Consider the following 23,954-nt stretch of genomic DNA (forward strand, 5'->3'; position numbering starts at 1 on the left):
GGATATGAATACGTTACTTAGCTTATCGTGGCATCTAATGGTGCCAGAATTTATTATTCTCGGCGCCGCCATCCTTCTTTCCATATGTGATTTGTTTTTTAAGCTGAATCATAGATATGTAGCTCTTGGTGCGATCGCTGCCATCGTATTAGCACTTGTGTCATTAATTACGCTATATAGCGAACCAGCTGGAGATATTTTAAACGGATCGTTTGTGTTAGATGGATTTTCAAAAGGGTTTAAAACGTTGTTATTAGGCGCCTCAGCTCTCATTTTATGCATCGCAATGAGCGATGATAAGAAGAATCCGATTGAAGATAAGGGCGAATATTATTACTTATTTTTAATGGCACTTCTTGGTGCGATGTTCATGGCTTCTAGTGTTGACTTTATCACCCTTTTCGTTGGTTTAGAGTTACTTTCACTTTCTTCTTATATTTTAGTAGGAATACGAAAAAAGAGCCGTGCATCAAATGAAGCGGCAATGAAATATGTCATTAGCGGAGGAATTGGAACGGCGATCACGCTCTTCGGAATGAGTTATTTATACGGTATTACAGGTTCAACTAACATTGTAGATATGCAAAAGGTACTCACTGGGGAGCTCGCTAGTGGTATTCAGTTATTGCTAGCTCTCGCATTTCTTTTATTGCTAGTCGGTCTCTCGTTTAAAATTGCCACAGTGCCGTTTCATATGTGGGCACCTGATGTGTATGAAGGAGCGACTACACCTGTTACCGCTTTTCTTGGAACGATTTCTAAAATTGCGGGGTTCCTACTCATTATTCGTTTGTTCCTTATGGTTTTTGCAAGTGTATTAATACAAGGAGATATGCAATCTTTATATGGGCATATGAGTATATATATTGCGGTGCTAGCAAGTATTACGATGATTGTTGGGAATGTAGTCGCGTTAAAACAATACAATATAAAACGCTTATTTGCTTATTCAGGTATTGCGCATGCTGGGTATTTGCTCGTTCCACTTGTGGCATTATCACCATTTACGCTGGATAGCATGTGGTTTTATATGTTGGCATACATGCTTATGAATATAGGCGCGTTTGCCATTATCCACGGTTTAATCTTACAAAACGATAAGGAAAATATAACGATTTTCACCGGATTATATAAGAAATCACCATTTGCAGCGATCATGATGACAATCTTTATTTTATCGCTGGCCGGGATACCAGGGACGGCTGGCTTCATTGGAAAGATTAACATCTTTTTAGGCGCGCTTCATGTAGAGCCAGCACATTACGTACTAGCTTCGATTATGATGGGTACGACAGTTGTTTCATTCGTATATTATTTCTGTATTTTACAACAAATGTTTTTCCGCACCGGAGAGACAGAAGAGAGGATACGGTTACCATTAAATATAAAGGTTGTTATGAGCCTTTGTGCAATTTCGATTGTAATACTAGGGATTATGCCGATGATTGGGTACAATTTCTTTTATGAATATTTTCCATTAATGAAAGATTTCTTCTTCTTAGGGAACGTGGTACAATAGTGAAAATAAAAGGTGTGGAGTCAGTACTCTGCGCTTTTTATTTTGTGTTAACTTGTAATGTAGATATACGTTTTTTGAAAGAAAATCACGATGTAAAATGTAAGATGTCTATGTGCATTTGAAAAAGTGTGGCTCCTACTTATTATGGTATCGTTTTTATATTCTTTCATAAGTAGTAGCTGAGTAAAAAGGGGTCGATTTTTTGGCACAACTTTTAGGGCAACAAGCACTGATTGCCATTGTTTCGCATTTATTGTTTATTACCATTACGTGGTGGGCTTTGCAAGGCATTCACATTGAGCGTTTAATGAAGTCCGGAAAAGTGTTGCAGACGCGAGTATTACTCATCTTAATTACAATTGCAATTGGGACATCTGTAAGTAACTTTTTCCTTGATTATTTAGGCTATTCGAAGAGTTTAACGTATTTAGTAAAGTAAGTGTATAGAACCTCAAATCTCCGTTAACAATGGGGATAGGAGGGGATGAAATTGAAGCTTAAAGCCATTCTTATTGTTGCACTTAGTGTTGTTTTATTTTTGGTTGGATATAGAGAGATGAAACCGATAAGCGATGAACAGAAAATGGAGAGCATGATTAAGGCTTTAGAGAAAAATGATGCTAAAGTAGAAAAATGGTCATGGTTAGCTAGAGAAACAAAAACAATTTCTAATATACATACGTTTCAAAAGTTGTTAAACGATGTGAAGGACAAGGCAAATATTCAAAAGTGGGAAGTAGAGCAATCTCCAGATGGATATAAAGCTACATCCTATAAAAAGTTTGCTTCTCATGAAGAACGAGTAGTAGTAACTTGGAGTAAAGAAAATACTAAAGAAAACACTTTCATTATCTTTGAAGTAAGTGGGGCGAAATGGGACCCGAAGTATGTTCAAAAAGTAAATAAAATTTTTAGTGAAAAACCTATAATTTACACTTGTGTTCAAGGTGTACTGAATGATAAGATTGAAGGTGTTTTGCAAAATAAAACCAATCAGGTTTTGAAAGATCTTTCAGCAAGAGCGATCGAACAAGTAGAAGAAAGAGCATTTGTGTCAGTCTCCGCATACAATAAAAAGTGGGATGACGCTCTTTCAACAAATAGAGAGAAAATAAATGTGCAAATAGCAATACGTTCTACAGACAACAAAGATACAATTGTGGTTGGCACACCGATCATAACTTCTGAGTATTGAGTGAATAGATACTGAAAAAAGGACACGGAGGGGAATAATTTGGAAAAGATCATCGTCCGTGGCGGAAAGCGGTTAAACGGCACAGTGCGTGTTGAGGGCGCAAAAAATGCTGTATTACCTATAATCGCTGCAGCCCTATTAGCGAGTGATGGAAAGAATGTACTATCTGAAGTACCAGTTTTGTCTGATGTATACACAATTAATGAGGTATTACGTCATTTAAATGCTGAAGTCGTATTTGAAAATAATCAAGTAACAATTGATTCTTCTAAAGAACTAAACATTGAAGCACCATTTGAATATGTACGTAAAATGCGTGCATCTGTTCAAGTAATGGGACCATTATTAGCACGTAACGGTCGTGCTCGTATTGCACTTCCTGGTGGATGTGCAATCGGTTCACGTCCAATTGACCAACATTTAAAAGGCTTCGAAGCAATGGGAGCAAAAGTACAGGTTGGTAACGGTTTTGTTGAGGCATATGTTGAGGGAGAACTAAAAGGAGCTAAAATCTACTTAGACTTCCCAAGCGTAGGCGCGACAGAAAACATTATGTCTGCAGCTACATTAGCAAAAGGGACAACAATTCTTGAAAACGCAGCGAAAGAACCAGAAATCGTTGACTTAGCTAACTTCTTAAATGCGATGGGAGCGAAAGTACGCGGAGCTGGAACTGGAACGATTCGTATCGAAGGCGTTGATAAATTATATGGTGCAAACCACTCTATTATTCCTGACCGTATTGAAGCGGGAACATTCATGGTTGCAGCAGCAATTACTGGTGGAGACATCTTAATTGAAAATGCTGTACCTGAACATTTACGCTCAATTACAGCGAAAATGGAAGAAATGGGTGTTAAAATTATTGAGGAAAACGAAGGTGTACGTGTTATCGGCCCAGATAAGTTAAAAGCGGTTGATATTAAAACTATGCCTCACCCAGGTTTCCCAACAGACATGCAATCACAAATGATGGCATTATTACTACAAGCTGATGGAACAAGCATGATTACAGAAACGGTATTCGAAAACCGCTTTATGCACGTTGAAGAATTCCGTCGTATGAATGCTGATATTAAAATTGAAGGTCGTTCTGTTATTATGAACGGTCCAAACAGCTTACAAGGTGCTGAAGTAGGCGCAACTGATTTACGTGCTGCAGCTGCATTAATCTTAGCTGGTTTAGTGTCAGAAGGTTATACTCGTGTAACTGAGTTAAAACATCTTGACCGTGGTTATGTAGATTTCCATAAGAAATTAGCTGTATTAGGTGCAACTATTGAACGTGTAAACGAAAAAGTAGAAGAAGTGAAAGAACAAGAAGTTTCTGATCTTCACGCTTAATTGAAATAGTCTCTATGTCTTTTGACATAGGGGCTATTTTTTTTTGGTTATTACTGTTATAGTCAATAAATTCTATACTTATGCACGTACCAGTAAAAATATTTAGAAAATTTCCGTTTTATGCTCTTCCCCTTAAGTGTGTTCTAAAAGAAAGAGTTGTTCCATAAGAATGAATGGAGTAAAGCTTTTATATTGGGGGAAAAATAGGATGAAATTTTCAAAGCCACTTTTTATTACAGTAGCGCTCTTAATAGCGCTCGTTATCATTGTACCTGCAGCTCTTGTTATCCCATTTGCGAAAGCAAAAGTAGGGGAAGAAATGGCCTCTAAAACTCCTCCAGCGATAGAAAGTATACCAGCTCCAGGAAAAGTAGATACAGCGGTTCAAGTTGCTGTATATCGTGAGAAACAAAAGAAGGTAGAATCATTACCTATGGAGGAGTATGTGACCGGTGTAGTAGCTTCTGAGATGAATGCCAGTTTTGAAATAGAGGCACTAAAGGCACAGGCATTAGCAGCAAGAACATTTGTAGTACAACGTATGCTAAGTGGAGGAAAGAAAAATAATGCAGACGTGACAGATACGGTGAAAGATCAAGTGTACAAAAGCAAAGATGAATTGAAGAAGCAATGGGGCAATAACTACGAAAATAATTTGAAGAAAATCGAAGAAGCTGTTTCGAAAACAGCAGGACAAGTTTTAACGTATGATGGAAAACCAATTTCAGCATCCTTCTTTTCAACGAGTAATGGTCGAACAGAAAATGCAGCTGACTATTGGGGAAATGATTATCCGTACTTGAAAAGTGTAGATAGTCCGTGGGATCAAGCCTCACCAAAGTTTACGAACGAGCAAACATTTACAGTAGCTGATTTTCAAAAACGTCTCGGTGTGAAAGTGCTAGCAGACGGGAAGGTTGGAAACATTAAAGACCTTACGGAAGGAAAGCGTGTAAAGGATGTAGCTTTTCAAGGAAAAACATTAACAGGAAAAGAAGTTCGTGAAAAGTTAGATTTACGTTCTTCTGATTTCACGTGGAAACAACAAGGAGATAAAATCACCGTTACGACGAAAGGCTTCGGTCACGGCGTTGGTATGAGTCAATACGGGGCGAACGGCATGGCAGCGGAAGGAAAGAAATATACAGATATCGTCGCTCATTACTATAAAGGCGTTGAAATAAAGACGATGAATGATTATGAAGGAAAATTGATGGTGAAGAAATAGGTGTCAGAACTCTGGCACCTATTTTTTTCTGTTTAAAATATCATAATTTTCCATTAACTGTTTGATATAATAGGATAAAAAGGCATTTGGGGGAAATGAAATGGCGTTACTAGAGTTGAAACAATTAGGGAAGGCGAACCAGTTACCGGCAATTGAGCTAGAGGTGGAGAAGGGACAATGTATTGTTTTGCAATGCAATAATCATACAGCTAAAGTGTTACACCGCATCATTATTGGTGAAGAAGAGGCGTCGACTGGCAATGTACTGTTTGAAGGGGAAGCAATTGGAAAGAAAAATTATTCCCGCATCGGTTTTTGTTTTTTGAAAGATGAGGCATATGATCGTTTGAAGGTGAAAGAATACTTCAAATTTTTATTAGGGCTTTATGAATCAAAGATAAGTATAGAAGAAGTTGTGCAGTCTGTTGGTCTCCTAGATAAACTAAACGTTAAAATAGAAAAATTATCATTTTCAGAGAAACGCCGTCTTCATATCGGGCGAGTGATGATTCATAATCCGGATTTAGTTATTTTGGAAGAGCCAGAGCAAAATGTAGATATAGAGAGTACGGTTATTATTCGAAAAGCAATCATGAAAATGAAAGAACAAGGAAAGGCGATTTTTATTACGTCATCTTTCCTATCGGATGCCCTTTCGTTAACGGAAGATGTATATATACTAAACAATGATGGTGTGAAAAAAGTAGAAATTGAACAAGAGGAAGCAGAAAAAGTCGATGAAGAGAAGGTCGTTCAAATAATTCCGCAAATGAAGTTAGAAAGAATACCTGCGAAAGTGAACGATAAAATCATTTTACTTGATCCGATGGAAATTCATTTCATTGAAACACAAAACGGAGTGACACATATTCACGTTCGTGAAGGCGATTTTGTATGTGCATTAACATTAAGTGAACTAGAAGCGAGATTAACAGGTTTTGGTTTCTTTAGATGTCATCGCTCGTACCTTGTAAATTTACAAAGAGTACGAGAAGTGATTACTTGGACTCGTAACAGTTTTAGCTTAATTTTAGACGACGAAAGAAAAAGTTCAATTCCACTTTCAAAAGGACGAATGGATGAATTAAAAGGCGTGATTGGGCTATAAAAAGTGCTCCAATAAGCTCAACATGCGATTCATTCACCGGTAAAAATACTCCTTTTACCGGTATTTTACTGCGTAAACCCTTTGTTTTTCATATGATTGAGTCAAGAAAAGCGAAACAAACGAACGAAAAGCGCTAAAGCGACTTTCATCTATAAAGAAGAAAAAAAAGGGGATGAAGAAATGACATTGGCAATTGAAATGAAAGATGTAATGAAAAGTTTCAGTGGAAAAACGGCACTTCGAAATGTAAATATTGAGGTGAAGCAAGGAGAGATATTCGGATTCCTCGGACCGAGTGGATCTGGTAAGACGACAACAGTAAAAATTTTAACTTCTCAATTGCTTCATAGTGTTGGAACGGTAAGAGTATTAGGGAAAGATATTACAGGACCAAGTAGCATCGATTACAAACGAATTGGTATTTTAACAGATAACAGCGGCTTATATGAAAGACTTAGCATTTATGATAACTTACTATTATTTTGTGACTTATACGATTGCAAAAAAGAAAGAATCGATGAAGTACTAACACAAGTAAATTTATTAGATGATAAAAAAACACCAGTAAAGAAACTATCAAAGGGAATGAAGCAACGCGTCACACTGGCAAGAGCAATCCTTCATAAACCAGATATCCTCTTCTTAGACGAACCAACATCTGCACTCGATCCAGTAAACGTACAAAACATTCATAAAATCTTAAAAGACTTAAATGAAGAAGGAACGACGATTTTCTTAACGACTCACAACATGGATGAAGCAGAAACGCTTTGTAACCGTATTGCCTTCCTTTGTGGCGGAGAAATTGTAGCGCTGGATACGCCAGAGAACCTACGCTTACAATACGCTAAGGATCAAATACAGGTCGTATTAAAAGATAAACAAAAAGCAGTAGTGCAAAAAGATGAATTAGGTGCAAAACGTATTTCAGAATGGATGAACAAAGGAGAATTACTATCCATTCATTCACACGAACCAACGCTAGGTGATATCTTTATTGAAGTTACTGGGAGGGGATTATAATGACTTTTTCAATGAGACGTGTATCAGCTATTTTTAGAAAAGAAGTACAAGATTTTAAGACAAATTCACAAGTGTTGTTAATGGCATTTTTACCAATTATACTTTCATTTTTGTTTAGCAGATTTGGAGTGGGAAAGGAAATGTTAGGCATTACTACTATAACGGCCTTCCTATTTGTCGCAGGCTTTGTTCAATCTATGGTAATTGCAGAAGAAAAAGAAAAACATACACTGCGTGTGTTGATGTTATCCCCAGCATCTTCTGTTGAAGTTCTTCTTGGAAAGAGTTTATTAACATCGGGTCTGACGATGGTCATTTGTATTGCAAATTTATTCATTTTAGATCAGTTAAATATTAATCTTCCATTGGTAGGATTGGTATTCTTATGTGGAACTATTTTGTTTATCGTGCTTGGAACAATGATTGGATTACTTGCATCTTCTGTACCACAAACATCTTTAATTGGTATGCCTATTTTAATGACGATGTATTTAGCTGTACAATTTGAGCCGATGGTTGAAAATAAAGTAATTAAGACACTAATTGAGTATCTTCCAACATCTCATATTGTAAAAGCAATCAAAAGCTTAGTAGATGGAGCTGGGTTTAGTAGTATTAGTGGGCATGTATTAAATGTTGGAGTGTGGCTTATTATTGCGCTTATTGCGTGTTTAATCGTATATAAGAAGAAACAAATGGACTAAAAACTGAGCCGAAACGCTCAGTTTTTTCTTTTTTCTATCATTTCCTCGGAAATTTTACAGTTCTTATACATATTTTTACAAATTTTGTCGAAAAGTAATTAGTTATACGTTGTATAGGATACGTGAATATTGTTCAAAATGATTGCTGAGGTGATGATGGAATGCGAGGAAGAAATAATAAAAAGTCGCAAAAGGTAGTACATTTATTTCAAAAAAGATGGGTGTTTCCGGCACTATACATTGCTTGTGCAGCGGTAATCTTAATGGTTGCGCTATGGTTCCAAGGAGCTAATCCGAAGAAGACTCCAAACCACGATCAAGCAACACCGTATACACAATCGGAAGATCCAGCAGTACCAGTAACGAAATCTTCAGAAGTAGTGAAAATGCCAGCTGCCGCGAATGCGGAAGTAGTCGTACAAAAGAAATTCTATGAAGATGCAGCAACTGAGGCGGAACAAGAAAAAGCACTTGTCTTTTATAACAACACATATTCCCCAAACAAAGGAATTGACATTGCTGCGAAGAATGGAAAAGAATTCAATGTTGCCGCTGCTTTAAGTGGTACAGTAACGAAAGCTGAAAAAGATTCACTTCTTGGTTATGTTGTAACAGTTGATAGTGGAAATGGTGTAGCGGTATCTTATCAAAGCTTAGGCAGTGTGAAAGTAGAAAAAGGTGCAAGAGTTGCACAAGGTGAAGTATTAGGAACATCCGGTCTAAGTGCAATGAATAAAGAGGCAGGCTCTCACGTTCACTTTGAAGTACGTAAAGACAATGTGGCTGTGAACCCTGAACGTTACTTAAATAAATCAGTAACAGAAATTAAAGCTGATGCAGGTGCTGCAAAGGCTACGAATGCTTCTGGTAAAAAAGCTGATGACAAATCTCAAAAAGAAGAGAAGTCAACGAGCACGAAACCAGAAAATAAAACAGAAGACAAGTCTCAAAAAGAAGAGAAATCAACAAGCGGTTCAACTAGTGACAAAAAAGAAGAACCGAAGAAAGAAGAAAAATCAACAAACGGTTCTACAGAATCATCTAACGATTCTTCTTCACAAGAATAATAAAGTGAAAAAATCAGTTCTCATCAAGAGAATTGATTTTTTTATTTTTATATAAAAATAATCAATTTCGAGAAAAAAGTTGTAAAAACAAGGAAAAATGACGAGATTCTCGAATATATATTACAAAAGGGAGGGGATACTGTGTCATTTTTGTTTGTTCTGTCGACTGCTATTATTTTATTGTTTGTTTTATTCACTTTATATTATTATATTGCCGGTAAGAAAGAGGTTCCCCACCATCAGTTGTTAGAAGAAGAATTGGAACGAGAAGAATGACGCCTTTTATACAAGGTGTCATTTTTTTTGGCCATAATAGTCAGTTTTAACGTATTTCTCACAAAAAAACGTAATTTTTCTTAACTTAGTCCGCAAAAATAGTGAACATGTAGCATATATCAGTAGTGCGGGCAATACAATGGTATAAACCAAAGCAAAGAGAGTGTTTGAGGTGAGAAATCGTGAATCATTTCATTATAAATCCAAGAATGTTTAACGCTTACAAACAGCACTCACACTTACTTCTTAGTCATATGCAGCGAGGCTCATTTCACCCTTCTCACATCCAAATTAGGGAGGCGAGTGGTGTGCACGATTACATCAAAGAGAGAACTATCAAGATTGGTAATTATATCGTGGAGACAAGAAAGACAGTGCGTGTCATTGCAAAGGAATTTGGGGTATCAAAGAGTACAGTCCATAAAGATTTAACAGAACGTCTACCAGAGATTAATCCAGAGCTCGCAAATGAAGTAAAAGAAATTCTTGATTATCATAAGTCTATTCGTCATTTAAGAGGTGGAGAAGCAACAAAACAAAAGTATAGAAAAGAAGATGTAGAGAAGCCTGTACGTCAATAATGTTACAGTAGCAAACATTCCGTTCACATTCGGTAATATTTTTCAGAAGAATTCTTTTTGCGAATATTACGTTTCTGTTAAATTTATGATAAAATCAGAAATTAGGTGAAAAGAATTCGGGTGTAACCTGATTTTGAATATCGAGGAGGAAAAAACGGGAATGTTTGCGCGAGATATCGGAATTGACCTAGGTACGGCTAACGTATTAATTCATGTTAAAGGTAAGGGTATTGTATTAAATGAGCCATCTGTTGTGGCCATTGATCGTAATAGTGGTAAAGTATTAGCAGTCGGTGAAGAAGCGAGAAGTATGGTGGGACGTACGCCTGGTAATATTGTAGCAATTCGTCCACTTAAAGATGGTGTAATCGCAGATTTCGAAATTACAGAAGCAATGTTAAAGTATTTCATTAACAAATTGGACGTAAAGAGCTTCTTTTCAAAACCTCGTATTTTAATTTGTTGTCCAACAAATATTACATCAGTAGAACAAAAAGCAATTCGTGAAGCTGCTGAACGTTCAGGTGGTAAAACAGTATTTTTAGAAGAAGAACCAAAAGTAGCCGCAGTTGGTGCTGGTATGGAAATCTTCCAACCAAGCGGTAACATGGTTGTTGATATTGGTGGAGGTACAACAGATATCGCTGTACTATCTATGGGTGATATTGTTACCTCTTCCTCTATCAAAATGGCTGGCGATAAGTTTGATATGGAGATCTTAAACTATATTAAACGTAAGTATAAGCTATTAATCGGAGAACGTACTTCAGAAGATATTAAAATTAAAGTTGGTACAGTATTCCCAGGTGCACGTAGCGAAGAACTTGAAATTCGCGGACGTGACATGGTAACAGGCTTACCACGTACAATTACAGTATGCTCTGAAGAAATTACAGAAGCATTAAAAGAAAATGCAGCTGTTATTGTACAAGCTGCAAAAGGCGTATTAGAGCGCACACCACCAGAACTATCTGCAGATATCATCGACCGCGGTGTTATTCTAACAGGTGGTGGAGCTTTACTACACGGTATCGATATGCTTCTAGCAGAAGAACTAAAAGTACCAGTATTAATTGCTGAAAACCCAATGCACTGCGTTGCGGTTGGTACAGGTATTATGTTAGAGAATATCGACAGATTACCAAAGCGTGCTTTGAGATAATTTGAAAGAACTAAGGCTAATGCCTTAGTTCTTTTTTTCGTTTTTATATTTTTTTATTTTGTTTTTTTGCGAAAATGGAAGGAAAATAGAGAAATATGAAGGAAACAGGTAAAATATTCATATATATGGTTAAATTTAATATTTCCTTAATTGAAAACGTTTATAATATAATGAGTCGAATACGACATTAAGGCAAATAATGTTTCAATACATATTGCCTTTCCCTAATTTGGGCATACACTCTTTTCCACCTCCGTGTCAGTTGCAAAAATGTGCAACTATTTTAATGGAATAGAGTGTGTGCATTTTTTTTTAGGAAGTTGTACTAAATATAAAATGTTACTTTGTAATGACAAACAATAAACAAAATGGGATAATAGCAATATGTCCAAGTGGTAAGACCAATATTACAAAAGGGGCGATTGTTACATGCTAAATATAGAACAAATTAAAGAAATCATTCCTCACCGCTATCCATTTTTACTTGTTGATAAAATATTAGAAGTAGATGAAGGCAAAAGAGCGGTTGGGATTAAAAATGTATCCGCAAACGAAGAATTCTTTAACGGACACTTCCCTGACTATGCAGTTATGCCTGGTGTACTTATTGTAGAAGCATTAGCACAAGTCGGAGCAGTTGCAGTATTAAAGAAAGAAGAAAACCGTGGAAGACTTGCTTTCTTTGCAGGTATCGACAATTGCCGTTTCAAAAAACAAGTACGCCCAGGTGATCAGCTTCGTCTAGAAGTAGAAATGACACGCGTACGCGGCCCGATTGGAAAAGGAAAAGCAATCGCAACAGTAGATGGTGAAGTTGCATGTGAGGCAGAAATTACATTTGCGATTGGTGATAAAAAAGAATAGATAGTACTAAAAAATCTCCTTGTAAAAAGACAAGGAGATTTTTTTAATTTCTGCTATATAACGATGAAACGATAATATACAAACTAATCAGAAAATTACTTGTAAATAGATGGCAATTACCATATACTTACTTTATTGTTTATCTAGAAAACAGGATAAGTGATAAAGGTAATAAAGAAATAAGGGCATTGTCATATTGTTAAGGTACTTAAATAAGACAAAGTAGAATGTTATTGATTATGATGAAATGTGGGGAAATCAGCAAGAATATTAATTAGACGTATGAAATCGAGCATAAGAGAGAGAAAAGGGAAATGTCGCATTTCACAAAAGGAGATTATGAATATGTTCGGGAGAAAGAAAAGAAAACCATTACGACAATTAATTACACATAAAGAGCCTAAATCGCGTATTACAGAACAATACCGTAACATTCGTACAAACATTGAGTTTACATCTGTAGATAATCATGTTCGTTCTATTATTGTTACTTCAGCAGATCCAGGTGATGGGAAAACAACAACAATCGCAAACTTAGCAGTTGTTTTCGGACAACAAGGAAAGAAAGTTTTATTAATTGGAGCTGACTTGCGTAAGCCGACGATACAAAACTTATTTGCCATTCATAGTTCAAATGGGTTAACGAACTTATTATCAGGACAAGCAAAACTTATGCAATGCATTCAAAAAACAGATATAGAGAACGTATACTTAATGGCAGCAGGTCCAATCCCGCCAAACCCAGCAGAACTATTAGGGAGCCGGGCTATGGACGAGGCGTTGCTAGAAGCATATAACATGTTTGATATTATATTAATTGACACACCACCTGTCCTTGCGGTTACAGATGCACAAATACTTGCGAATAAATGTGATGGAATCGTACTCGTTGTACGAAGTGAAAAGACGGAAAAAGATAAAATCGTAAAAGCGAAACAAATATTAGATAAAGCATCAGGCAAAATACTAGGTGTCGTTTTAAACGATAAAAGAGAAGAAAAAGAGCAGTATGGTTATTACTAAAATATGAAAAAGCCAACAAAAATTTGTTGGCTTTTTACTTTTTTTCTGAAAATTCTTTATCAAGTTACACAGTGTAAAAAACGTGATAAAATAAAAATTTTGGAAAATGATTGGAATGTGTTGTCATATTTAAGATTATTTTGTAAGATTAAACTTGTTTCTTGTGAACAAATATAGAACTGAATTATTAAAAATAAAAAATGTAAGATTTATATGTTATAATTTTTCCTATGTGTAAATTTTAGAAAGTTGGAGGAACCTATGGAAGAAACAATTAGTTTAAAAGATTTATTTCATATCTTAAAAAAACGTTTAGCAATGATCCTCGTAATCGCCTTTGGTGCAGCTATTGTAAGTGCTATCATTAGCTTTTTCTTCATGACACCAATCTATCAATCTTCGACGCAAATTCTTGTTAACCAGAAGAAGCAAGAAGGGGCAGCAATTCAGTTGGGGGAAATTCAATCAAATATTCAATTAACGAATACATATAAGGTTATTATTAAAAGTCCAGTAATCTTAGATCAGGTAAATGAAAAATTAAATTTAAATATGACAGCACAAACTTTAACAAAGAAGATTAATATTGCGAATGAAAAGGATTCTCAAGTTATTTCTGTTACAGCTGAGGATAAAGATCCGAAACTAGCTCGTGATATTGCTAATGCAACTGCAGATGTATTTAAAGGGGAAGTTGCAAAAATTATGAACGTTGACAATGTAACAGTGCTATCTAAAGCAGAAGTTGCAGAAAATCAATCTCCAATTAAACCACGTCCAATGTTAAATGTAGCAATGGCTTTCGTTGTTGGTTTAATAGCTTCAGTTGGTCTTGCATTCTTATTAGAATACTTAGATAACACGGTTAAAAAAGAAGAAGATGTAGAGAACTTACTTGGCTTACCAGTATTAGGAATTGTAGCTCGTATGGATGAAGAAACAATGAACGTGAAATCACACGCTCCATCATCAAGAAAAGTGAGGGGACAAACAATTGGCTCTTAATTTATTTAAAAAGAAAAAAAGTCATCGTCAACGCCGTCAATTAATTGCTCATCAACAACCGAAATCACCAATTTCAGAACAATATCGTAATATTCGAACGAATATTGAATTTGCAGCTGTTGATATGAATTTACATTCATTACTGGTAACATCTGCGAATCCGAGTGAAGGGAAAACGACAACGACAGCGAATATGGCAGTTGTGTTTGCTCAACAAGGAAAAAAAGTATTATTAATTGATGCAGATATGCGTAAACCAGCAATGCATCAAATGTTCCAAGTAGATAATATTTTTGGACTCACGAATGTATTAACACATAGTGAACGTTTAGAGAAATGTGTACAAACGACATCTATAGATAATCTAAGCTTTTTAGCATGTGGTCCAATCCCACCAAATCCAGCAGAATTGTTAGGCTCAAAATCAATGAAAGAACTTCTTGGACAAGCATACAGTATGTACGATTTAGTTATTTTTGATATGCCGCCAATTTTAGCTGTAACGGATGCGCAAATTATGGCAAATGTATGTGATGCTTCTATTCTTGTTGTTCGTAGTGAATCAACAGAGAAAGAAACAGCGGTAAAAGCAAAAGGATTGTTAGAATCGGCTAAAGGTAAATTGTTGGGCGTTGTTCTGAATGATCGTGAGCGTGAACAAGGCTTATATTATTACTACGGTGCAAACTAGTTTTAAAGTGAGATATGGTAAAAACATATCTCCTTTTTTCCCTTGAATATGGGCGATATCTCATATTCAAGGGAAAAAAGATCTTTATAGGAGAGAGGGAGGATGAAACAAATGATAGATTTACATTGTCACATTTTACCTGGTATCGACGATGGTGCGCAGACAGTAACAGATAGTTTAGCAATGGCACAACAAGCTGTTGCAGAAGGAATACATACAATTGTCGCAACGCCGCACCATCAAAATGGAAAATATGTAAATGAACGTACCTCAATTATTCATCACGTAAAACAACTAAATGATGAACTACAACAACATAATATTCCACTTACTATTTTACCTGGGCAAGAAGTCAGGTTATATGGCGATTTATTAGAAGACTATGAAGCTGGTAAAATCGTTACTTTAAACGAAACAAATAAATATATATTTATTGAATTTCCATCTAATCATGTACCACGTTATGCCGAACAATTATTCTACGAATTACGTGTAAAGGGAATGATTCCAATTATTGTTCATCCAGAACGTAATGCCGAGTTAATCGAGAGGCCAGATAAGTTATATAACATTGTAAATAAAGGGGCATTAACGCAAGTAACGGCAGGTAGTTTATTGGGTAAATTTGGGAAGAAAATTAAAAAGTTTTCACTACAACTTGTAGAACATAATTTAACACATATGGTCGCTTCAGATGCACATAATACGACGTCAAGAGGATTTCATTTAGCGGAAAGCTATGAATTAATTGAGAAAGAATTTGGAACGAGTGTTATGAGTGATTTGAAAGAAAATCCGTACTTATTAATTAGCGGGAAGGCAATTTACAAAGAAGATCCAGAACAAATTCGCCGTAAAAAATTGTTCGGTATTTTTTAAATAAAAATTGGTGATGTCTCCTAACCGTTATCAATGGGGGCACTCGGTCGTGCTGTGGGTAGAAATTTTTATTTCGAACCTACCTTAGACGCTTGTCGTCGGGAGTATGACGTGAGGGTGGGTTAGATGCCCATAATTTATTTGTAATAGAAACTCTACCTATGGAGTTATAAACATGACTCTATAGGTAGGGTTTTTGTTATTGCTACATATAAATAAAAGGATGCAGGGGGACTACAATTGAAAAAAGTAAGAAAAGCAATTATTCCAGCAGCTGGTCTGGGAACAAGATTTTTACCAGCAACGAAAGCGATGCCGAAAGAAATGTTACCTATCGTTGATAAACCAACAATTCAATACATAGTGGAAGAAGCGATAGAATCAGGAATTGAAGATATTATTATTGTTACTGGAAAAGGAAAGCGAGCGATTGAAGATCATTTTGATCATTCATTTGAACTAGAACAAAACCTTTTAGAAAAAGGAAAGTATGAAATGCTTGAAAAGGTACAAGCTTCTTCAAAAATTAATATTCATTACATAAGACAAAAAGAACCAAAAGGGCTAGGACACGCAGTATGGTGTGCGCGTAAGTTTATTGGAAATGAGCCGTTTGCAGTATTACTTGGTGATGATATTGTGCAAGCAGAAACGCCATGTTTACGTCAATTAATGGATCAATATGAAGGTACACAGTCATCAGTTATTGGTGTACAAAAAGTGCCTGAAAACGAAACACATCGTTACGGTATTATCGATCCGATTGAACAAAGCGATCGCCGTTATCAAGTGCGTCAATTTGTTGAAAAACCAGCAGAAGGTACAGCACCATCTAATTTAGCAATTATGGGGCGTTACGTATTAACACCAGAAATTTTTATGTTTCTTGAGAATCAACAAACAGGTGCGGGTGGAGAAATCCAATTAACAGATGCGATTCAACGTTTAAATGAAGTTCAACGTGTATTTGCTTATGACTTTGAGGGTACGCGTTACGATGTTGGGGAGAAGTTTGGATTTATTAAGACGACGATTGAGATGGCGCTACAAAATGAAGAATTAAATGTAGAGTTAATGAAGTATATGAAGGAACTTGTAAAAAAGGAAGAGGTACATTCATAATAGAATGTCCTTTTTTATTATTAATAAGATAAGAATTATATAAAGAAGGGAACAGGTATATTGAGTTATCGAAGACGGCTCTCATTATTGATTTTATTAGATTCATTTATCGTATTAACTGCCGTGTATTTAAGTTATTGGTTTATACATCCAAATGTATTAAACAAAATTCCTATGACAGTAGTTATTAGTTCTATTACATTATTGTGTAGTCATCATGTTTTTGCTGCTATTTATAAGCTTTATAACAAGGCGTGGGAATATGCAAGTATTGGAGAGCTAAAGCAAATATTTAAGGCAATTACGTTATCAATTTTAGTAACAGCAATTGTTCAACAGATTATAAATCATGATATTTATGTTCGGATTTTAGCAATCGCATGGATGTTACATTTATTATTAATTGGTGGTTCTCGTTTTGTATGGCGTATGTTCCGTGATACATATATTTCAAAAGCAACTGATAAAAAACGAACATTAATTATTGGTGCAGGTTCAGCAGGGACGATGGTGGTGCGTCAATTACAACATAATAAAGAAGCAGATTTGTATCCAATTGCGTTTGTTGATGATGATAGAAATAAGCAAAAATTGGAAATTTATAATGTGCCGGTTATTGGTACAACAAATCATATTCAAGAAATTGTAGAAGATAATGATATAGAACATATCATTATTGCAATCCCTTCATTAAATAGAGGGCAAATAAATGAGGTTTTTGAGAAGTGTAGAAAAACGAAGGCGAAAACGCAAATTGTGCCGATGTTAGAAGACTTATTAGATGGAAAAGTGTCTGTAAATGAATTTCGTGATGTGCAAGTGGAAGATTTACTAGGGCGAGAGCCTGTTCAATTAGATGATAAGGGAATAGGTGAGAAGATTAAAGATAAGACGGTTTTAATAACGGGTGCTGGGGGCTCTATTGGATCAGAGATTTGCCGTCAGATTTTAAAATATAAACCAGCAAAAATGGTTCTTTTAGGACATGGAGAGAATAGTATTTACCATATCGAGATGGAATTGAGAACTAAGTATAAAGAGCAAGCAGAATTTGTAACGGAAATTGCTGATATACAAGATCGAAATAAAATATTTGAAATAATGAAAAAGCACAAACCATTTGTGGTATACCATGCAGCTGCACATAAACACGTTCCATTGATGGAACGGAATCCTGAAGAGGCTGTAAAAAATAATATAATTGGTACCAAAAATGTGGCAGAAGCTGCAGATACGTTTGGAATCAATACATTTGTTATGGTCTCTACAGATAAAGCGGTAAACCCAACAAATGTAATGGGAGCAACAAAACGTGTTGCAGAAATGGTTGTTCAACACATGGCTATGATAAGTCAAACACGATTTGTAGCTGTTAGGTTTGGAAATGTATTAGGTAGTCGTGGAAGTGTAATTCCATTGTTTAAAAAACAAATTCAAAGTGGGGGACCAGTTACAGTTACCCACCCAGATATCACTCGATACTTTATGACAATTCCAGAGGCATCAAGACTTGTGATTCAAGCTGGATCCTTGGCAAGAGGTGGGGAACTATTTGTATTGGATATGGGCGAACCTGTTAAAATTGCAGATTTGGCAAAGAATTTAATTCAGCTGTCAGGTTATTCTGTTGAAGAAATTGGAATTGAGTATAGTGGACTAAGACCGGGAGAGAAGATGTACGAAGAGTTGTTAAATGATAATGAAATCTATAAGGAACAAGTATTTCCTAAAATTCATATAGGAAAGGCTGTTTTAAAAGATTTTGAATCCATTCAACAATTTATAGATGAGTTTGAGCAGATGAGTCAAGAGAACATTAGGAAAATCTTATTAGATTTTGCGAATAATAAAGTTGAAGTAAATAGCTAAATTTAAAACATTGAGTATAACAAGAGGCTTTTGCTAGCTAGTTTTAAAACGAACATTAATAAGTAAAGTGAGGAAGCTTAAATGATTAATAATGCGATAAGAAATATTCCGTTTTCTCCACCAGACATTACAGAAGTAGAAATAGAAGAAGTAATAAAGGCGATGAAATCGGGTTGGATTACAACAGGTCCTAGAACAAAGGAACTGGAAAAGAAGATTGCTGAATACGTTGGAACAAATAAAGCGGTTTGTTTGAATTCAGCTACAGCTGCCATGGAGTTAACACTTCGAATTTTAGGAGTAGGACCTGGAGATGAGGTTATTACTTCAGCTTATACTTATACAGCTTCTGCATCAATTATAGAGCACGTAGGGGCAAAAATTGTTTTAGTTGATACAGCTCCTGATTCTTTTGAAATGGATTATGAAAAACTTGCTGATGCGATTACTGAAAAGACTAAGGTAATTATTCCAGTTGATATTGCGGGTAAAATGTGTGATTACGATACAATATATAGCGTAGTAGAAAGCAAAAAAGATTTATTCAAACCTAATAATAAAACTCAAGAGTTATTTGAAAGAATAATTGTAATGACCGATGCAGCGCATGCATTTGGTGCTGAACGAAAAGGAAAGAGATGTGGACAAGTTGCTGATTTTACTTGCTATTCTTTCCATGCTGTGAAGAATTTAACAACGGCAGAAGGTGGGGGCGTTGTATGGCGCAATGATTTAGGTTTAGACGATGAGTGGGTATATCAACAATTTATGTTATACAGCCTTCATGGACAATCTAAGGATGCCCTAGCAAAGACTCAAAAAGGCGCATGGGAGTATGATATTGTTTACCCAGCTTATAAATGTAATATGACAGATATAATGGCAGCAATTGGATTAGTCCAGTTGGATAGATATGAATCTCTTATGGGTAGACGTAGAGAGATTATTGAAATGTATGACAAAGAATTGTTGCCATATGGAATTCAAAGTCTGAAACATTATGGGGATGATTTCTCTTCATCGGGACATCTTTATTTAGCAAGAATGCCTGGGATTGAAGAGTCTGAAAGAAATAAAATTATTATTGAGTTAGCCGAGATGGGAATTGCAAGCAATGTACATTATAAACCATTGCCTATGTTTACAGCGTATAAAAACTTAGGATTTGATATAAAGAATTATCCTAATGCATTTAATATGTATAAAAATGAAATCACGTTACCTTTACATACAAGATTAACAAATGAAGAGGTAAAATATATTACTGATACTTTTAAAGAGATTTTAAACAATAGATAAGGAGAACTATAAATATATGAAAAAAAGAGTTCTAATTCTAGGAGTTGCAGCAGTTCAGATGGATGCAATCTTGGAACTGAAAAAAGTGGGATATGAAACTTATGCTTGTGCAATGGCTAAAGATGGACCAGGAGCAGATGTAGCAGATCACTTTGCCGAAATAAATATTTTAGACTCAGAGGCAATTATTGATTATATCGAGAAAAATCAAATTTCTGTTGTTTACTCTACAGGTTCAGACTTAGCTATGCCGATAGCATCTTTAATCAGTGAAAAGTTAGAAATGCCACATTTTGTATCAGAAAAAACGGCACGTATATGTAATAATAAGGACTTAATGAGAAAAACTTTGGGGAACGACTTTGAAGGAAATGTAAAATTTCAGGTTGTAAAAAGTGAAGATGATGAATTAAAAATGGAATTTCCTTTTATCTTAAAACCAGCTGATTCACAAGGGCAAAGAGGGGTAAAATTAGTTCAAAATCGAGAGGAATATGTAGAAAGCTATAAGGCTGCTACAGAATATTCTCGTTCAGGATTAGTAATATTAGAGCAATATATTTCTGGTCCAGAACTTTCTGTAAATGGTTATCTAGTAAATGGAAAAGTGAAGTATTTAGTTGCGTCCGATAGAGAAACTTGGCCTGAATATACGGGATTAATTCATAAACACATTGTCCCAACTGTAAACCTTACTTCTAATACTACGAGTTTATTAAATAGCATAATAGAAGCTGCATGTGCCAAATTGGAAATAAAAAATGGACCTGTTTATGCACAAATGAAATTAGAAGAGGGAATGCCATATATTATTGAAATAACCCCTCGTTTAGATGGTTGCCATATGTGGAATTTACTATCTTATTATAATGAAGTTAATTTAATGAAGCTAACATTTGAGCACTTATTAAATGGGGATACTTCTGAATTGGAGAATATCAAAAAAAATCCAAATGATAAATATATTTTGGAATTTATCTGTCAAAAACCAAATACCGCAGCAGATTATTTGGCATTTGAAAATCAAATAGAAAATTCCCTAGATAGCTTTAAGTATTACAAACAAGGAGATAATATCCGTCCAGTAAATGGTAAAAATGACAAAATTGGATATTTTATTTATAAAGATTAAATAAAGACATTGAATAATTTGAGAGTAGTGCTGGTTAGGATTAAAAAAATTATGGAGAGAGAGACTAAGATGAAAATAGCTGTTACTGGTGGAACGGGTTTTCTAGGTCAATACGTTGTTGAAAGCATTAAAAATGAAGGGAATACTCCCATCATTTTAACAAGAAGTATTGGTAGTAAAACGATGAGTGATTACGAATACAGAATTTCGGATTATACTTTGGAAGACTTAATAAATCAATTAAATGATGTAGATGCAGTAGTGCATCTTGCGGCCACAAGAGGGAGCCAAGGGAAGATATCTGAGTTTCATGATAATGAAATTCTAACACAAAATTTATACGATGCATGCTATGAAAATAATATTAGTAATATTGTGTATGCATCTACAATATCAGCCTACTCTGATGAAACGTCCCTACCGTGGAATGAGAAGGAATTACCGTTACCTGATTTAATGTACGGTGTTAGTAAGTTGGCCTGTGAGCATATTGGAAATATTTATTCTAGAAAAAAAGGGCTTTTTATTAAAAACTTGAGATTCGCCCATTTATATGGGTTTAATGAAAAAAATAATTATATGATTAATAGGTTTTTCAGACAAGCATTTCATGGTGAACAATTAACTTTACATGCTAATAGTGTTGCAAAAAGAGAGTTTTTATATGCAAAAGATGCAGCAAAATCTGTAATTTGTGCATTAAAACAAGAGAAGCTTTCAGGTGCTTTTAATATAGGTAGTGGGGATGCTTTAACAAATTATGAAGTTGCAAATACAATTAATAATGCGTTTGGAAACAAAGATAATTTATTAGTGAAAGATCCTAATGCTAATGAAGGAATACATTCTTCTTATATGGATAGTAGTAAAGCAAAGGAATTACTAGATTTTTCAACAGATTATAATTTTGCCACAGCTGTAGAGGAAATACATTTATTAATGCGGGGGTTGGATGATGTACCGTTATGGTATTAAACGCGTTTTTGATATAATAGGCTCTTTATTATTACTTCCTTTTTTACTAATAATCATGATACCGGTAGTTATTATGATTAAATTAGAAGATAAGGGACCTGTTTTCTATAATGCGCCTAGATTGGGAAAAGGAATGAGAGAATTTCCTATGTATAAGTTTCGTTCGATGAAAGTAAATGCACCGGATATTCGTAATGAAGATGGTAGTACATTTAATTCTGATAACGACCCAAGGGTAACAAAAATTGGAAATATTTTAAGGAAGACAAGTATAGATGAACTTCCACAACTACTTAATGTACTAAAAGGTGATATGAGTTTTGTAGGTCCAAGACCAAGTCCATTAGGAAATAAGGATATTTATCCAAAAGAATTCTTTAAAAAGTTTGATGTCCGACCTGGTATTACAGGTTATAATCAAGCGGTCTTAAGAAATAATTCTACAATGGAGCAACGTGTAAAAAATGATGTGTATTATGTAGAAAATGTATCGTTTATGTTGGATCTAAAGGTTATATTCTTAACGGCAACCTCTGTAATAAAATCAAAAAATATAAATAGAAATAACGATGAAAAACAAAAGGTGGGAAATTAGTGAATAATTGTTTGATACTCTTGACCAATTATTACCCTTTTCATAAAGGTGAGGAATATTTGGAATCAGAAATAGAGTACCTATCTAAGAGTTATAAAAAGATTTATATTATTTCCACTATGGTATCTAATGAGATGCAACAGACTAGGACTGTCCCTGAAAATGTTGTGATTTTACCAATAGGAATAAAACATTCCATTGCAGGAAAATCCAAAATGGTATTAAGGCAATTTAGTACTATTAATAAAGATAAATTAAAAACAAAAATGATTAAAGCGGATTCTAAAGGGAAACTGTCGCATAAATTATATTGTTATTATTTTGAAAGTCGTGCAATGGATGTATACGATCGAGTAGAGCGTCAATTGAATGAGTATGATTTTGAACAGTATGATTCAATTACAGTATATAGTTATTGGTTATATATAACTGCAAGAGTTGCTGTAGAATTAAAGCATAAATATTTTAAAGAAAGAAATCCATATACAATTTCGCGCGCACATAGATATGATTTGTATGAAGATGCGGCACCTTTGAAGTATTTACCGGAGAGAGACTATTTATTAAAGTCTCTTGATGCAGTATATCCTTGTTCGCAAGATGGAGTAGAGGCTTTAAATCAAACATATCCTGCATATAAGGATAAGGTAAGTGTAGAAAGATTGGGAACAATCTCAACTAATGTACTTAGTAATACTATGAACGATAAGTTATATATTGTGAGCTGTTCTGTAGTACGTAAGGTAAAACGAATTGATTTACTAATAGAAGCTTTAGTGAAGTTAGAAGAGAAGAATATCCCATATGTCTGGACTCATATTGGTGGAGGTCCAGAGTTTGAACGTATAAAAAAATTAGCAAAAAGTAAACTTAATATGGAACAAGTTAAATTTACTGGATTCGTTAAAAATCAAGAGGTTTTAAATTGGTATAAAGAAAATCCTGCAACTGTTTTTGTTAATTTATCTGCATCCGAAGGAGTACCTGTAGCAATCATGGAAGCAATATCTATGGGGCTTCCAGTTATCGCTACGGATGTTGGTGGTACAAGGGAAGTTGTTGAAAATGGAAAAAATGGATATCTATTAGATAAAGATTGTACGGTTAAAGAAATTGTTGAATCACTTAATGGATTTCATAGCATGAATAGTGAGCAATATAAGAAAATGTGTGATAATGCGTTAGGAATTTGGAAGGAAAGAAGTAATGCTGAAGTTCTTTATTCTGAATTTGTAAATCAGCTTGTTTTAGAAAATAGTAGATATTTAAATTTATCCATATAAGAGGAGAAAC

The 23,954-nt window shown here is 34.9% G+C and carries 24 protein-coding genes; all 24 read left to right on the top strand.

Translation table 11 applies throughout. The annotated features are described in order from the left end of the window. Positions 1–4: 4 nt before the first annotated feature. Positions 5–1,519, top strand: a complete 1,515-nt coding sequence (nuoN, locus tag ATL10_RS07105) for an NADH-quinone oxidoreductase subunit NuoN (RefSeq protein WP_346763352.1) — start codon at positions 5–7, stop codon at positions 1,517–1,519. A 202-nt stretch (positions 1,520–1,721) separates the two neighbouring features. Next, positions 1,722–1,958: a DUF1146 family protein gene (locus ATL10_RS07110; protein WP_000057889.1), complete on the top strand. Its 237-nt coding sequence runs from the start codon at positions 1,722–1,724 to the stop codon at positions 1,956–1,958. Positions 1,959–2,009: 51 nt separating this feature from the next. Beyond that, entirely contained in the window at positions 2,010–2,714 is a 705-nt protein-coding gene (locus tag ATL10_RS07115; RefSeq protein WP_000767913.1) for a YwmB family TATA-box binding protein, read from the top strand. Positions 2,715–2,753: 39 nt separating this feature from the next. Continuing rightward, entirely contained in the window at positions 2,754–4,058 is a 1,305-nt protein-coding gene (gene murA, locus ATL10_RS07120; protein WP_110496644.1) for a UDP-N-acetylglucosamine 1-carboxyvinyltransferase, read from the top strand. A 208-nt stretch (positions 4,059–4,266) separates the two neighbouring features. After that, positions 4,267–5,286: a stage II sporulation protein D gene (spoIID, locus tag ATL10_RS07125; protein ID WP_110496646.1), complete on the top strand. Its 1,020-nt coding sequence runs from the start codon at positions 4,267–4,269 to the stop codon at positions 5,284–5,286. A gap of 100 nt (positions 5,287–5,386) precedes the next feature. Continuing rightward, entirely contained in the window at positions 5,387–6,394 is a 1,008-nt protein-coding gene (locus tag ATL10_RS07130; protein ID WP_053563319.1) for a LytTR family transcriptional regulator DNA-binding domain-containing protein, read from the top strand. A gap of 180 nt (positions 6,395–6,574) precedes the next feature. Then, positions 6,575–7,417 carry an ABC transporter ATP-binding protein gene (locus ATL10_RS07135; RefSeq protein WP_053563320.1) on the top strand — a complete coding sequence of 281 codons (843 nt, stop codon included), beginning with the start codon at positions 6,575–6,577 and terminating at the stop codon, positions 7,415–7,417. Beyond that, entirely contained in the window at positions 7,417–8,121 is a 705-nt protein-coding gene (locus ATL10_RS07140) for an ABC transporter permease (protein ID WP_053563321.1), read from the top strand. Before ATL10_RS07135 ends, ATL10_RS07140 begins: the two co-directional genes overlap by 1 nt. 161 nt (positions 8,122–8,282) lie before the next feature. Continuing rightward, entirely contained in the window at positions 8,283–9,188 is a 906-nt protein-coding gene (gene spoIIQ, locus ATL10_RS07145) for a stage II sporulation protein SpoIIQ (protein ID WP_001214922.1), read from the top strand. Positions 9,189–9,329: 141 nt separating this feature from the next. Then, positions 9,330–9,464 (top strand): hypothetical protein, encoded by a 135-nt coding sequence (locus tag ATL10_RS07150; RefSeq protein ID WP_000008903.1) that lies wholly within the window; start codon positions 9,330–9,332, stop codon positions 9,462–9,464. A gap of 308 nt (positions 9,465–9,772) precedes the next feature. After that, positions 9,773–10,045, top strand: coding sequence for a sporulation transcriptional regulator SpoIIID (gene spoIIID / locus ATL10_RS07155; protein WP_142669940.1), 273 nt, complete (start codon positions 9,773–9,775; stop codon positions 10,043–10,045). Positions 10,046–10,205: 160 nt separating this feature from the next. Next, positions 10,206–11,207: a rod shape-determining protein gene (gene mreB / locus ATL10_RS07160; protein ID WP_000457978.1), complete on the top strand. Its 1,002-nt coding sequence runs from the start codon at positions 10,206–10,208 to the stop codon at positions 11,205–11,207. A gap of 429 nt (positions 11,208–11,636) precedes the next feature. Next, a complete protein-coding gene (gene fabZ / locus ATL10_RS07165; RefSeq protein ID WP_000931959.1) occupies positions 11,637–12,071 on the top strand; it encodes a 3-hydroxyacyl-ACP dehydratase FabZ in 435 nt (144 codons plus the stop codon). A 345-nt stretch (positions 12,072–12,416) separates the two neighbouring features. Next, positions 12,417–13,094 (top strand): CpsD/CapB family tyrosine-protein kinase, encoded by a 678-nt coding sequence (locus tag ATL10_RS07170; protein ID WP_000467944.1) that lies wholly within the window; start codon positions 12,417–12,419, stop codon positions 13,092–13,094. 261 nt (positions 13,095–13,355) lie between these two features. Further along, positions 13,356–14,099: a YveK family protein gene (locus ATL10_RS07175; RefSeq protein WP_097924478.1), complete on the top strand. Its 744-nt coding sequence runs from the start codon at positions 13,356–13,358 to the stop codon at positions 14,097–14,099. Continuing rightward, positions 14,089–14,790: a CpsD/CapB family tyrosine-protein kinase gene (locus tag ATL10_RS07180; protein WP_061884781.1), complete on the top strand. Its 702-nt coding sequence runs from the start codon at positions 14,089–14,091 to the stop codon at positions 14,788–14,790. Before ATL10_RS07175 ends, ATL10_RS07180 begins: the two co-directional genes overlap by 11 nt. A 111-nt stretch (positions 14,791–14,901) precedes the next feature. Further along, a complete protein-coding gene (locus tag ATL10_RS07185) occupies positions 14,902–15,669 on the top strand; it encodes a tyrosine-protein phosphatase (protein ID WP_097924607.1) in 768 nt (255 codons plus the stop codon). 240 nt (positions 15,670–15,909) lie between these two features. Then, positions 15,910–16,791, top strand: coding sequence for a UTP--glucose-1-phosphate uridylyltransferase BpsC (bpsC, locus tag ATL10_RS07190; protein ID WP_110496650.1), 882 nt, complete (start codon positions 15,910–15,912; stop codon positions 16,789–16,791). Between the two features lie 60 nt (positions 16,792–16,851). Continuing rightward, the gene (locus tag ATL10_RS07195; RefSeq protein ID WP_141553467.1) at positions 16,852–18,660 is read left to right on the top strand and encodes a polysaccharide biosynthesis protein; all 1,809 of its coding nucleotides are present in this window, start codon (positions 16,852–16,854) and stop codon (positions 18,658–18,660) included. A gap of 81 nt (positions 18,661–18,741) precedes the next feature. Continuing rightward, a complete protein-coding gene (locus ATL10_RS07200; RefSeq protein ID WP_053563328.1) occupies positions 18,742–19,959 on the top strand; it encodes a DegT/DnrJ/EryC1/StrS family aminotransferase in 1,218 nt (405 codons plus the stop codon). A gap of 16 nt (positions 19,960–19,975) precedes the next feature. After that, the gene (locus ATL10_RS07205) at positions 19,976–21,091 is read left to right on the top strand and encodes an ATP-grasp domain-containing protein (protein WP_097924482.1); all 1,116 of its coding nucleotides are present in this window, start codon (positions 19,976–19,978) and stop codon (positions 21,089–21,091) included. Positions 21,092–21,160: 69 nt separating this feature from the next. Next, positions 21,161–22,066 (top strand): NAD-dependent epimerase/dehydratase family protein, encoded by a 906-nt coding sequence (locus tag ATL10_RS07210; RefSeq protein ID WP_097924484.1) that lies wholly within the window; start codon positions 21,161–21,163, stop codon positions 22,064–22,066. Continuing rightward, positions 22,047–22,661, top strand: a complete 615-nt coding sequence (locus ATL10_RS07215) for a sugar transferase (RefSeq protein WP_025709684.1) — start codon at positions 22,047–22,049, stop codon at positions 22,659–22,661. Before ATL10_RS07210 ends, ATL10_RS07215 begins: the two co-directional genes overlap by 20 nt. Further along, the gene (locus ATL10_RS07220; protein ID WP_097924486.1) at positions 22,661–23,944 is read left to right on the top strand and encodes a glycosyltransferase; all 1,284 of its coding nucleotides are present in this window, start codon (positions 22,661–22,663) and stop codon (positions 23,942–23,944) included. Before ATL10_RS07215 ends, ATL10_RS07220 begins: the two co-directional genes overlap by 1 nt. Positions 23,945–23,954: the final 10 nt, after the last annotated feature.

This window comes from Bacillus sp. 196mf (assembly GCF_003217275.1).
Lineage (GTDB): Bacteria > Bacillota > Bacilli > Bacillales > Bacillaceae_G > Bacillus_A > Bacillus_A thuringiensis_S.